This is a genomic window from Stenotrophomonas sp. MYb238 (genome assembly GCF_009496535.1).
Lineage (GTDB): Bacteria > Pseudomonadota > Gammaproteobacteria > Xanthomonadales > Xanthomonadaceae > Stenotrophomonas.
Window position 1 is genome coordinate 75,932 of record NZ_WIDL01000013.1, and the last position, 13,358, is coordinate 89,289.

A 13,358-nucleotide genomic window follows, 5' to 3' on the forward strand; every position below is an offset into this window, starting at 1 on the left:
TACAGCTCTACTCCGCTGCCGGATCCGGGATCGACAGTCCATGAAGGTTAGCGTAGATGCGCGTTGCAAGGGCGGCATTGATGCCTTCCACGCGCGCGATCTCTACTTCGCCCGCCGCCTTCAGCCCGGCCAGTCCGCCGAAATGCTTCAGCAGGCTGGCGCGGCGGCGCGGCCCGATGCCCGGAATATCCTCCAGCTTGCTGGTCATGCGCGCCTTCTGCCGGCGCCCGCGATGGCCGGTGATCGCGAAACGGTGCGCTTCGTCACGCACCTGCTGGATGAACTGCAACGCGGGCGATGCCGCGCCCGGACGGAGCTCGCGCCCGTCCGGCAGCACCAGCGCCTCGTGGCCGGCGCGCCGCTCGACGCCCTTGGCCACACCGACCAGCAGCACGCCCTCCACGCCGAGGTCGGCCAGCGCGGCCTGCGCCTGCGCGAGCTGCCCGGCGCCGCCGTCGATCAGCAGCACGTCCGGCAGCACACCCTGCTCTTCCACCGCGCGGCGGAAGCGGCGGTCGATGGCCTGGCGCATGGCCGCGTAATCGTCGCCCGGTTCGATGCCGCCGATGTTGTAGCGCCGGTACTGCGCGCGCACCGGACCGGCGGCGTCGAACACCACGCACGACGCCACGGTCGCCTCGCCCATGGTGTGGCTGATGTCGAAGCACTCCACGCGCCTGACCGGCTCGGCCAGCCCCAGCATTTCGCGTACGGCCTCGCTGCGCGCGTGCTGCGCGCCACGGCTGTCCAGTTCGCTGACCAGGGTGATCTGCGCGTTGCGGCTGGCAAGTTCCACGTAGCCGGCGCGTTCGCCGCGCACGCTCCATCTCAGCGCGACCCTGCGCTCGGCCGCCGTGCTCAGCGCGGCCTCGATCATTTCCGCATCGGGAATCTCGCGGTCCAGCAGCACTTCCGGCGGCGGCGCGTGCTCGACGTAGTACTGCGACACGAACGCGGCCAGCACTTCCTCGGCGCTGTCCTCGCCGTTGGTGCGCGGGAAGAACGCGCGCGTGCCGAGGTTGCGGCCGTCGCGGAAGGCGAGCAGCAGCACGCAGGCGCTGGCACCCTGCGTGGCGCAGGCCAGCACGTCCAAGTCGGCGGCGCGGCCGTCCACGTACTGCCGGTTCTGCATGCTGCGCAGGGACGCGACGAGGTCGCGCAGACGCGCGGCGCGCTCGAATTCCAGCGCGTCGCTGGCCTGCTGCATCGCCTGCATCAGTTCGTCGGCGAGCTGGTCGCTCTTGCCCTCCAGGAACAGCGCGGCGCGGCGCACCGCTTCGTCGTAGTCCGACTGCGCCACCAGTTCCACGCAGGGCGCGCTGCAGCGGCCGATCTGGTACTGCAGGCAGGGACGCGAACGGTTGCGGAACACGCTGTCCTCGCAGCTGCGCAGCTTGAACAGCTTGTGCATCAGGTTGAGCGTCTCGCGTACCGCGCCCACCCCCGGATACGGGCCGTAGTAGCGGCCGGGGATCGAACGCGGGCCGCGGTGCAGCGCGATGCGCGGCCACTGCTCGCGGGTGAGCAGCACCTGCGGGTAGGTCTTGTCGTCGCGCAGGGAGACGTTGTAGCGCGGCGCCAGCGACTTGATCAGCTGGTTCTCCAGCAGCAGCGCCTCGGCCTCGGTGCGGGTGACGGTCACGTCCATGCGCGCCACCTGCGCGAGCATCATCATGATGCGGTGGCTCTTCGGCGATCCGTTGAAATAGCTGCCCACGCGCTTGCGCAGCGCGCCGGCCTTGCCGACGTACAGCAGCGTGTCGTCGGCCGCGTACATGCGGTAGACGCCCGGCGCGGTGCTCAACGCCGCCGCGTACGCCTTGCCGTCGAAGCCGCTTGTCGCCTTGCCGCTCATTCCTCGATCGGCACGTGGCCCAGTTCGCCGCTGACCGGATCGAACCGCAGGATCGCATGCGCGTCGGTCTCGGCGATCCACACCGCGCCGGCGGCCACCGCCAGCGCTGCCGGGCCGTGCAGGCGCCGCGGTAGGTTGACCGTGGACAGGTCGCCGCCGCCCAGGCGCAGCATGCGCAGGCAGCCGTTGCCGGCGTCGGCGATCCACAGCAGCGGCGACTCGCTGCCCATCGCGATCGCCTGCGGGTACTGCAGGTGCGCGCGCACGCGCGGACCGTCGGTCAGGCCGAACTCCCACGGCCCCTGCCCCACCAGCGTCTGCACCACGTCGCCGCGCAGTTGCACCGAACGGATCGCCGACCCGAGTGCGTCGCAGACGTACAGCACCTGCTGCACCGCCACCACGCCGCAGGGCTGAGCGAACGCGGCCAGATGGCCGCCGCCGTCGCGCACTTCCACGGCGCCCGCGCCCGCGCGCCAGCGCAGCGAACGGATGCCCAGGTCGTAGCTCCAGACATGGTTGTCGCCGGCCATGGCGATGTGCAGCTGGTTGTCGGCCAGGGCGATGTCCAGCGGATGGTTCAGCGGACTGTCCCAGGGCTGGGACAGCACGCCGGCCACCGGATCGCCGGCGCGCCCGGTGCCGCACAGGGTGTCGACCTGCCCGCTCGGCAGGTGGATGCGGCGCAGAGCGTGGTTGCCGGTATCGGCCACATAGAGCATCTCGCGCTCCAGCGCCAGACCATGCGGCCGGTTGAAGGCGGCATCGGCCGCCGGGCCGTTGACCAGGTCGGCGCTGCCCACGCCGAACTGGCGCAGGACGCGGCCGGCATGGGTGCACTCCAGGATGCGGTGGTGGCCGGTGTCGGCGACATAGAGCCGGTCGGCGCTGGCCGCCAACCCGGCAGGGAAACGCAGCGGCAGGCGCGGTTCCATGTGGGTTTCCGGCACCGCGCGCAGGTCTTCGTCCAGCGGCGGCGCCAGCCCTTCGCACAGCGCGTTGAGGCTGCGCTCGAGATCGCCGGCCGCGCCGACCAGCCGCTCGCGCTCCTGGCCCCGGGCATCGATCAGCAGCAGCGTCGGCCATGCCTCGATGCCGAACCGGCGCCACGTCTCCCATTGCGCATCCAGCAGGATCGGCGCGGTGACGCCATGCCGGCGCAGCAGCTTCAACGCCGGCTGCGGCTCGCGCTCGAAATCGAACCGCGGAACCTGCACCACCAGCAGCTGCAGGCGCCCGGGATTGCGGGCCTGCCACTGCAGCACCTCGGACAGCCGCTGCACGCACCAGACCGAGGCGGCATTGACGAAGGCCAGCACCAGGGGGCGGCCGGCGTGGTCCTGCAACGTGGACGGGGCCGCATTGAGCCAGGTGCCGGACTTGGGAAGATCCATGGCGGGCTGAGCGTTCATGGCCCGATTATGCCGGAGTCGAGCCGCGCCGACAGGCGCCTTACCGCTGCTTCGGCGGCCGCCTCCAGCAGCGACCAGCTGTGCTCGAAATCCGTGTCGTCGCCGTAATAGGGGTCTGGTACGACGCTGGCGGTGGCGATGCCCGCCCACGGCAGCAACAGGGCGGCCTTGTCCCGCGTGCCGGGCGGCGCCAAGGCACGGGCATCGTCCAGATTGGCCGGGTCCGCGCACAGTACGTGGTCGAAACGGAGGAAGTCGTCGGGCTGCAGCTGGCGTGCGCGCAGCCCGGAGATGTCCACGCCGTGGCGGCGCGCGCACGCCACGGCGCGCGGGTCCGGCGCCTTGCCCTGGTGCCAGCCGGCGGTGCCGGCCGAATCCACCTCGACCCGCCCGGCCAGCGGCGAGCGCTCGATCCGGGCGCGCAGCGCGCCCTCGCCCATCGGCGAGCGGCAGATGTTGCCCAGGCACACCACCAGCAGTTTCAACGCGCCGCCTCCAGCAGCGCGGCCGCGCGCGCCAGGTCCTCGGGCGTGTCGATGCCGGGCGGGAACGGCTCGGGCGACAAGGCGACGGCGATGCGGAAACCCGCTTCCAGCACGCGCAGCTGCTCCAGCGATTCGATCTGCTCCAGCGTGCCCGGCGGCATCGCCGCGAACCGCTGCAGGAAGCCGGCGCGGTAGCCGTAGATGCCGATGTGGCGCAGCCATTGCCCCTGCGGCAGCTGTGCGGTGGACAGGGCGAACGCATCGCGGTGCCACGGAATCGGCGCGCGGCTGAAGTACAGCGCATCGCCCTGCACGCTGCGCACCAGCTTGACCACATTGGGGTCGAACAGCGTCGGCGCGTCTTCCACCGGCGTGGCCAGGGTCGCCATGGGCGCGCCGCTGGCGGCCAGGGTCGCGGCCACCGCACGGATGCCGGCCGCCGGCGCGAAAGGTTCATCGCCCTGCAGGTTGACCACGATGGTGTCGTCGTCCCAGCCAGCCTGGCGCGCGCATTCAGCCAGGCGGTCGGTACCGGAAGCATGGTCGCCGCGCGTCATCGCCACGCGCACGCCGTGCAGCCCCGCCAGCGCGTCGGCGATGCGCGCATCGTCGGTGGCCACCCAGACCTCGCGCGCGCCGGCGGCCAGGGCGCGGCCGGCGACGCGCGCCACCATCGGTCGTCCTCCCAGCGATGCCAGGGGCTTGCCCGGCAGGCGCGTGGAGGCGTAACGCGCCGGGATGGCGACGACGAAATCGGGAACGCTGTTCATGACACTCCTTGCCCTTCAAGGCCAAATGCGACAAGCCCCTCTCCCTCGGAGAGAGGGGTTGGGGAGCGGGTACAGGGCGAAGCCTTCGCGGTATTGAACTGCACGTGGCTTCGCCCTTGCCCTCATCCGCCCCTTCGGGGGCACCTTCTCCCGGTGGCAGAAGGGTCAAGCCCGCGCCAGCTTGGTGAGCCGGTCCAGCAGCGCCACCCAAAAGGCGGCCGGCAGTTCGGCCTGCAGCGGCACGGCGTAGTGCCAGTCGCTGGCGAATGCCCTGCACTTCACCGCGTCCTTCTCGGTCATCAACACCGGCAGTTCGCTGCCGAAGGACAGGTCCGAAGCCTGGTAGCGGTGATGATCGGCGAAGGCATGCGGCACCACGCCGATGCCGCGCGCGCGCAGCATCTGGAAGAAGCGCTGCGGATGCGCGATGCCGGCCACGGCATGCACGCGCTGCCCGGCGAAGCCCTGCAGCGGGCGCTCGCGCCCGCCGCGCAGCGGGCGGGCGCTGTCGATGCGCAGGCGCATCGTCCATTCGCCGAATCCGCAGGCCGCCGGCGTTTCGCCGGTATCGCTGGCCTGGCCCAGGTTGACCACGCGGAAGTCGCATTCCCGCGCGCGCGCCACCGGCTCGCGCAGCGGTCCGGCGGGCATCAGCCGGCCGTTGCCGTAGCGCCGCTGCGCGTCGACCACCTCGATCTCGATGTCGCACGCCAGCCGGTAGTGCTGCAGTCCGTCGTCGCAGACCACGACATCGCAGCCGGCTGCCAGCAACGCCCTGGCCGCGGCGACACGATCCCTGTCCACGCGTACCGGCACGCCGGTCTTCCAGGCGATCAGCACCGGCTCGTCGCCGCCCAGTTCGGGCGCCAGGTCCGGCGTGATCCAGCGCGCGCTGCCGGCCTCGTCGCGGCCATAGCCGCGGCTGGCCACGCCCGGCTTCCAGCCGGCATCGCGCAGGCGCTCGACCAGTTCGATGGTCAGCGGCGTCTTGCCGGTACCGCCGGCGGTGATGTTGCCGACCACGATCACCGGCACCGGCACCTGGCGGCGCCGCAGCCAGCCGCGACGGTACAGCCCGCGGCGCAGGCCGGCGACGGCGCCGTACAGCGGTGCCAGCAGGCGGGCCGTCCACGGCACCGGGGCGCCGTCATACCACCATGCCGGCGTCTGCGTTCCCTTGCCGGCCATCAGCCCTGCCTTTCCCGGAACTGCATGCGGTAGAGGTGTTCGTACAGGCCGCCCAGCGCCAGCAGTTCCTGGTGCGTGCCGCGCTCGACGATCCGCCCCTGGTCCATCACCAGCACCTGGTCGGCGTGCTCGATGGTGGACAAACGGTGCGCGATCACCAGCGTGGTGCGGTCGGGCATCAGCCGCTGCAGGGCATCCTGCACGAGCCGCTCCGATTCGTTGTCCAGCGCCGCGGTGGCCTCGTCCAGGATCAGGATCGGCGCGTCCTTGAGCATGGCGCGCGCGATCGCCAGGCGCTGGCGCTGGCCGCCGGACAGGCGTCCGCCCTTGGCCCCGACCTGCGCGTCCACGCCCTGCGGCAACTGGTCGACGAACTCGCGGGCGTTGGCGCCGGCGATGGCCTGCTCCAGTTGGTCGGCGCTGCTGTCCTGCAGTTCGCCGTAGGCAATGTTCTGGGCGATGCTGCCGTCGAACAGCACCACCTGCTGCCCGACCAGCGCGATCTGCCGGCGCAGGTCGGCCAGCCGGTAATCCTGCACCGGGCGGCCGTCGAGCAGGATCTGCCCGGACTCGGGCTCGTAGAAGCGCGGGATCAGCTTGATCAGGGTGGACTTGCCGCTGCCCGAGCGGCCGACGATCGCCGTCACCGTGCCCGGGCGCGCGACGAAGCTGATGCCTTCCATCGCCGGCCGCGTCTGCCCCGGATAGCGCGCGGTGACGTCGCGGAACTCCAGCAGCCCTTCGGCCCGCTGCAGCTCCAGGGTGCCGGCATCCGGCTCGTCCTGGGCGTCGAGCACCACGAACAGGCGCTGCGCCGAGGCGATGCCGCGCTGGGTCATGTTCTGCACGTTGGTCAGCTGCTTGAGCGCGGGGATGATCGCCATCATCGCCAGCATCATCGCCACGAAATCGCCGACGGTCAGGCGCCCGGCGGCCGCCTCGTGGCCGGCGATCAGCAGCAGCACCGCCAGGCCGACCGCGCCGATCAGCTGCACCATCGCCGAGGAAATGCTGCGCGTGGCCTCGACCTTCATCGCCAGCTTGAGATTGGTGTCGGCCAGCGCGCCGTAGCGGTCCAGTTCGCTGCGCTGCGCGCCGTAGATCTTGACCTCCTGCTGGCTGGACAGGGTCTGGTCGGCGGCCTGCAGCAATTCGGCGCCGCTTTCCTGGATGCGGTGGCTGATGCTGCGGTAGCGCTTGGCGACCTTGTCCATCACCCACGCCAGCGGCGGCGCCAGCACGAAGATCGCCAGCGTCACCTGCCAGCTGTACCAGAGCATCATCACCAGCGAGGCCAGTGCCTGCAGCGACTGCTGCAGCACCACCTTCATCGCGTCGACCGCGGCCTGCGCCACCTGGTCGCTGTCCGAGCCCAGCCGCACCAGCATCGACGGCACCGGTTCGTTGTCGAACTGCAGCCCGGGCAGACGAAGATACTTGCCCAGCACGCGCACGCGCAGGTCGCGGGCGATGCTGCGCGCGGCCTTGCCCATGCCGATGTCGGTCAGGTAGCCGGCGATGCCGCGCAGCACGAACAGGCCGACGATGGCCAGCGGCATCCACGGATCGATGTCCTCCGGATTCACCAGGTTGTTGGTGATCGGGCTCATCAGCGCAAGGAAGCCGCCGCCGGCAGCCGCCTCGATCAGCATGCCGAGCGCGGCCATCATCAGCAGCCCGCGATAGGGCCGCGCGAAATCGAGCAGGCGCCGGTAGGTCTGCCAGGGGGTCTCGTGCCGGCTCATCGCTGCGTCTCCGGTGCGGTGGCGATGGCAATGCGGCGGAAGCCGAGCTGCCCCAGCGCATCCTGCACGGTCACCACGGCCTGATAGGGGGTACGCGCGTCGGCGCGCAGCAGCACGGTCTGCCCGCGGTCGTCGCCGGCGACCTGGACGATGGTCCGCTTCACCGATTCCACGTCGGTGCGCAGCACTTCCTGGTCGTTGATGAAGTAGCGGCCGTCGGCGTTGACCAGCACGCTGAGCGAGCGCGGCGGCTCGGCGTTGTGTTGGTCGCTGGCGGTGGGCAGCTGCACCTGCAGGGTGGAGCGCGCGTCGAAGGTGGTGGTGACCACGAAGAAGATGATCAGCACCAGGATCACGTCGATCAGCGGCACCAGATCGATATGCGGTTCATCCTGGGCCCGGTCGTTGCGGATGCGCATGCGGGGTCAGGCCTTGGCCGCCGCTGCCTGCGGCGCCTGCCGCGTGGCGGCCATCACCGCCGGGCGGCCGTCGAGCGTATCCAGCAGCGCGCCGGCCTCATGCTCCATCTCGATCACGTAGCCGTCGACGCGCGCGCGGAAATAGCGGTGGAACATCAGCGCGGGAATGGCCACGATCATGCCGGTGGCGGTGCACACCAGGGCCTTGCCGATGCCGCCGGCGAGCTGGTTCACATCGCCGACGCCATGGTCGAGGATGCCCAGGAACATCTGGATCATGCCGATCACCGTGCCCAGCAGGCCGAGCAGCGGACCGGCCGACGCGATCGTCCCCAGGGCATTGAGGTAGCGCCCCATCCGGTGCACCAGGTGGCGGCCGGTGTCCTCGATGCGCTCGCGGATCTGGTCGCGCGGACGATTGCGGGCTTCCAGCGCCGCGGCCAGCAGCGCGCCCAGCGGCGAGTTCGCGCGCAGCGATTCAATATGCGAGGCGTCGAGCTTGCCGCGCGCCGCCCAGTTGCGGACCTCCTGCCCCAGCCCGGGCGGAAGCACCTCGTTGCGGCGCAGGCTCCAGAAACGCTCCAGGACGATCGCCAAAGCCAGAACGCCCAACAACAGCAGCGGCACCATCGGCCAACCGCCGGCCTTGACCAGTTCCCACACGTTTCAACCCTCCGGCGCGACGGCCGTCTTTTCGTCCTCCGATAGGATAACAGCCGCCCGCGCCCGCCCAGCAGCCTCCCAGAGGCGGCGCCGCCACTGCCGGCGCTCGCGCAGCTGCAGGCCCTTTTCTCCCAGCCATACCCGCACCGCGCCACTGCCGGGCGTGCCCAGCACCTCGGCGCCGGCGCGGCGCCAGCGTTCGACCACCTCGGGCCGCGGATGCCCGAACCGGTTGCCATGCCCGGCCGACACCAGCGCCAGGCGCGCGCCGGTCGCGGCGACGAACGACGGCAGCGAGGAGCCTCCGCTGCCGTGGTGCGGCATCAGCACCACGTCGGCCCGCAACGCCGCGCGCCGGCGCCGGACCAGGCCTTCCTCGATGACCTCGCCGATGTCCCCGGTCAGCAGCACCGTGCCATGGCGGGACTGCACCCGGAGCACGCAGCTGGACTCGTTGCGCAGATACGGGAAGCCGGCATGCGGATGCAGGTATTCGAACCACACCCCCTCCCATTGCCAGCGCAGGCCGGCCGTGCAGTCGACCGCATCCATCGGCGGCTGCGGCTGCACGCCCGGCGGCCCATGCCAGGCCCGGACCGGCAGGGCACGGCGGACGGCCTCGGCGCCACCGGCATGGTCGTTGTCGCCGTGGCTGACCACCATCGCGTCGAGCCGGTTCACACCCAGCGCACGCAAGGCCGGCACGACGACCCGTTCGCCGGCATCGAAGCCATCGCGCACCGCCGGCCCCGCGTCGTAGAGCAGGTGGTGGTCGCCGGTACGCACCAGCACCGACAGCCCCTGCCCCACGTCGAGCAGCACCAGTTCCACTTCCCCATGCCGCGGTTGTTCGCGCGCGGGCCAGAGCAACGGCAGCCACAGCAACAGCGCCAGCCCCTTGCCCGGCACGCCGCGCGGGAGCAGCAGCCACAGCGCGCCGGTGAGCGCGAGCGGCAACGCGAGGCTTCCCGCCTCCGGCAGCCACCACAGCGCGAAGCGGGTGCTTCCCAGCCACGACAGCGGCGACCAGCTCAGATCGAAGCACACTGCCGACGCGCGCCATGCCCAGGCTCCGGCGCCGGGCAGCAGGGCCTCCAGTCCGGTGCCAAGCAGTGCCAGGGGCACCACCACCAGGCTCCACCACGGGATCGCGAGCAGGTTCGCCAGCGGCCCGGCGAGCGAGGCCTGGTCGAACAGGATCACGGTGAACGGCAGCAAGCCCACGGTCGCCACCCGCTGCGCGGAAAGAAAGCCGCGCAGCGGGTGCAGGCGCTCCGGCAGGCACCAGGCCAGCCAGGCCACGCCAGCGAAGCTCAGCCAGAATCCGGCCAGCAGTATCGACAGCGGGTCCCAGGCCAGCACCGCCAGCGCGGCGAGCGCCAACGCGCCGGCCACGCTGCCACGACGGCGGCCCAGCCGCGCCAGCGCCACCGCGGCCACCATCAGCACCGTGCGCACGGTCGGCAGCGCGAAGCCGGCCACCGCCGCATAGCCGATGGCGCCCGCCACGGCGGCGATGGCGGCGGCATGGGAACGCGGGCACCAGCGCCCGAACCAGGGCAGCAACCACCACATGCCGGCCGCAAGCAACGCGACGAAGCCGGCGACCATGCCCACATGGAAGCCGGAGATGGCGATCAGGTGGGTCAGCCCGGTGGTGCGCAGCATCTGCCAGTCGCCGTCGTCCAGCGCCCGGGTGTCGCCGACCGCCAGGGCGCGCACGTACCGCGCGGAAGGCGTGCCGATGGCGGCATCGATCCGCCCGGCCATGCGTTCGCGCCATGCGTCGATTCCGGCTGGCGCCCCGAGTACCTGGTGGCTTCCGTTCACCACCAGTCCGGTAGCGGCGATCCGCTGCGCGAGCGCATGGCGCCCGGTATCGAAACCGCCGGGGTTGGCGAGCCCGCGCGGCGCACGCAGGCGTACCCGGAACTGCCAGCGTGCGCCGGCGCGCACCGCCGTCCGCGGCCCCGCCTGCGTACTTCCGAAGTCGTCGTACCACGCCAGTTGCAGCAGGCGCCCGCGCAGGGACGCCGGATGGGCCGGCGCGTCGTCGACGCGGAAGCGGAAGCGCGTCCGCCGCGGCTCGGCCTCGGGCAGCGAAACGACAGTCCCGGCCAGCACGGCCTCGCCGCGCTCCAGCGCTGGCGGCAACTGCGCCTGCAATCCCCAGCCGGCGTGCAGGGTGGCCCAGCCGATACCTGCCAGCAGCGCGCCAGCCCAAGGCCATCGCCCCAGGCTCCATATCGCCACCCCACCCGACAGCAGCGCCCAGCGCAGCCCATAGGGCGGCAGGGAGGGCGCCCACAGCGCCGCGCCGATACCAGCCAGGAAACACGCCGCAGCGGCCTTGCCCAGCCGCGGGCGAGCCATCGCGGCGCTCCATCGCCGCCATGGCAGCCCCGGACTCCCTGCGGCCCATCCCCACATCCTCCGCTCCTCCGTCCGACCAGTTCCCCTACATGCTGCGGGGTGGATGTCGCGACGGCTGTAGGCGGGTCATGCACGCGGACAGCAGGGAAAGCCCAACGGGGAATCGGCTTTGCGGATGAGGACGAACATGGGGAACCGATGTGCCACGCGCATGCGATGCCCGGCAGGAAGCGGGAGCCCGCCGCCGTCGGTGACGCGGACAAAAGAAAAGCGGGCCAGAGGCCCGCTTTTCCCGAATGAAGCAACGATACCCTGGCTTACTCGGCCGGGGTGCCCTCGCCTTCCTCGACGGCCTTCATCGACAGGCGGATGCGGCCCTGCTTGTCCACTTCCAGCACCTTGACCTTGACCACGTCGCCTTCCTTCAGCTTGTCGCCGACGCGTTCCACGCGCTCGCTGGAGATCTGCGAGACGTGCACCAGGCCGTCCTTGCCCGGCAGGATGGTGACGAACGCACCGAAGTCCATGATCTTGGCGACCTTGCCTTCGTAGATGCGGCCCGGCTCGACGTCCGAGGTGATCTGCTCGATGCGGCGCTTGGCTTCCTGCGCGGCGGCGTTGTTCACCGAGGCGATGGTGATGGTACCGTCGTCCTGGATGTCGATCTGGGTGCCGGTTTCCTTGGTGATCGCCTGGATCACCGAGCCGCCCTTGCCGATCACTTCGCGGATCTTGTCCGGGTGGATCTTGACGGTCAGCAGGCGCGGCGCGTAGTCGCTCAGCTCCTCGCGCGGCGCGGTCAGCGCCTTGGCCATCTCGCCGAGGATGTGCAGGCGGCCGGCCTTGGCCTGCTCCAGCGCCTGCTTCATGATCTCTTCGGTGATGCCTTCGATCTTGATGTCCATCTGCAGCGCGGACACGCCTTCGGAGGTACCGGCGACCTTGAAGTCCATGTCGCCCAGGTGGTCTTCGTCACCCAGGATGTCGCTCAGCACGACGAAACGGTTGTCTTCCTTCACCAGGCCCATGGCGATGCCCGCCACCGGCGCCTTGACCGGCACGCCGGCATCCATCAGCGCCAGCGAGGAACCGCACACCGAGGCCATCGACGAGGAGCCGTTGGATTCGGTGATTTCCGACACCACGCGGATGGTGTACGGGAATTCCTCGATGGTCGGCATCACCGCCAGCACGCCACGCTTGGCCAGGCGGCCGTGGCCGATCTCGCGGCGCTTCGGTCCCATCATGCGGCCACACTCGCCCACCGAGTACGGCGGGAAGTTGTAATGGAACAGGAAGTTTTCCTTGTACTCGCCGGCGACGGCATCGATGATCTGGCCGTCGCGGGCGGTGCCCAGGGTGGTGACCACGATGGCCTGGGTCTCACCACGGGTGAACAGCGCCGAGCCGTGGGTGCGCGGCAGCACGCCGGCCTTCACGCTGATCGGGCGCACGGTGTCCAGGGCGCGGCCGTCGATGCGGACCTTGGTGTCCAGCACCGAGTTGCGCATGGTGCTGTATTCCAGCTCACCGAATTCCTTGGACAGCTCGGCCGGGTTCCAGCCCTCGGCGGCGACGCGGCCGGCCAGCTGCTCGGTCACGTCCTTCTTGATCGCGGCGATGGCGTCGCGGCGCTGCAGCTTGTCGCGCACCTGGAAGGCGGCGGCCAGCTGGGTGCCGACGGCTTCCTTCAGCGCGGAGATCAGCGCTTCGTTCTTGGCCGGGGCGACCCAGTCGCTCGGCTTGGTGCCGGCTTCGACAGTCAGCTCGTTGATCGCGTTGATGACCTTCTGCATCTCGCGGTGACCGAAGGTCACGGCGCCCAGCATCACCTCTTCGGACAGCAGCGCGGCTTCGGACTCGACCATCAGCACGGCGTTGGCGGTACCGGCCACGACCAGCTCCAGCTGCGATTCCTTCAGCTCCGACACGGTCGGGTTGAGGATGTACTCGCCGTTCTTGTAGCCGACCTTGGCGGCGCCGATCGGGCCCTTGAACGGGGTGCCGGCCAGCGACAGCGCGGCCGAGGCGCCGATCAGGGCGGCGATGTCGCCGTCCACTTCCGGGTTCAGCGACATCACCGTGGCGATGATCTGCACTTCGTTCTTGTAGTCTTCCGGGAACAGCGGGCGGATCGGACGGTCGATCAGGCGCGAGATCAGCGTCTCCTTCTCCGTCGCGCGGCCTTCGCGCTTGAAGAAGCCACCCGGGATGCGGCCACCGGCGTAGAACTTTTCCTGGTAATCAACGGTCAGCGGGAAGAAGTCCTGGCCTTCGCGCGCGCTCTTGGCGGCGACGGCAGTGACCAGCAGCACGGTGTCGTCCATCTTGACGATGACGGCGCCGCTGGCCTGACGGGCGACTTCGCCGGTCTCAAGCGTGACGGTGTGCTTGCCGTACTGGAAGGTTTTGGTGATTTTTGCCACGGAGGGTGTCCTTGGGGAAGCT

General features: G+C 70.5%; 9 protein-coding genes and 1 pseudogene. All 10 read right to left on the minus strand.

Annotated features, from left to right (window positions below; genetic code table 11):
• Nucleotides 1–7: 7 nt before the first annotated feature.
• Entirely contained in the window at nucleotides 8–1,855 is a 1,848-nt protein-coding gene (gene uvrC / locus CQ393_RS10425; protein WP_153191487.1) for an excinuclease ABC subunit UvrC, read from the minus strand.
• A complete protein-coding gene (locus tag CQ393_RS10430; RefSeq protein WP_153191488.1) occupies nucleotides 1,852–3,267 on the minus strand; it encodes a hypothetical protein in 1,416 nt (471 codons plus the stop codon). Before CQ393_RS10430 ends, uvrC begins: the two co-directional genes overlap by 4 nt.
• Nucleotides 3,264–3,752, minus strand: coding sequence for a low molecular weight protein-tyrosine-phosphatase (locus tag CQ393_RS10435; RefSeq protein WP_153191489.1), 489 nt, complete (start codon nucleotides 3,750–3,752; stop codon nucleotides 3,264–3,266). The genes CQ393_RS10430 and CQ393_RS10435 overlap by 4 nt, the downstream gene beginning before the upstream one ends.
• Nucleotides 3,749–4,522 (minus strand): 3-deoxy-manno-octulosonate cytidylyltransferase, encoded by a 774-nt coding sequence (gene kdsB / locus CQ393_RS10440; RefSeq protein WP_153191490.1) that lies wholly within the window; start codon nucleotides 4,520–4,522, stop codon nucleotides 3,749–3,751. Before kdsB ends, CQ393_RS10435 begins: the two co-directional genes overlap by 4 nt.
• Before the next feature lie 165 nt (nucleotides 4,523–4,687).
• A complete protein-coding gene (lpxK, locus tag CQ393_RS10445) occupies nucleotides 4,688–5,710 on the minus strand; it encodes a tetraacyldisaccharide 4'-kinase (RefSeq protein ID WP_153191491.1) in 1,023 nt (340 codons plus the stop codon).
• On the minus strand, nucleotides 5,710–7,455 hold the full coding sequence (gene msbA, locus CQ393_RS10450; RefSeq protein ID WP_153191492.1) for a lipid A export permease/ATP-binding protein MsbA: 1,746 nt from the start codon (nucleotides 7,453–7,455) through the stop codon (nucleotides 5,710–5,712). Before msbA ends, lpxK begins: the two co-directional genes overlap by 1 nt.
• Complete coding sequence (locus CQ393_RS10455; RefSeq protein WP_153191493.1) at nucleotides 7,452–7,874, minus strand: biopolymer transporter ExbD; 423 nt, start codon at nucleotides 7,872–7,874, stop codon at nucleotides 7,452–7,454. Before CQ393_RS10455 ends, msbA begins: the two co-directional genes overlap by 4 nt.
• A gap of 6 nt (nucleotides 7,875–7,880) precedes the next feature.
• Nucleotides 7,881–8,537, minus strand: a complete 657-nt coding sequence (locus CQ393_RS10460) for a MotA/TolQ/ExbB proton channel family protein (RefSeq protein WP_343199927.1) — start codon at nucleotides 8,535–8,537, stop codon at nucleotides 7,881–7,883.
• Nucleotides 8,431–10,967, minus strand: a pseudogene (locus tag CQ393_RS10465) (DNA internalization-related competence protein ComEC/Rec2); the annotation flags it as partial. The pseudogene CQ393_RS10465 and the gene CQ393_RS10460, both read right to left, overlap by 107 nt.
• Nucleotides 10,968–11,227: 260 nt before the next feature.
• Entirely contained in the window at nucleotides 11,228–13,336 is a 2,109-nt protein-coding gene (gene pnp / locus CQ393_RS10470) for a polyribonucleotide nucleotidyltransferase (protein ID WP_343199928.1), read from the minus strand.
• Nucleotides 13,337–13,358: the final 22 nt, after the last annotated feature.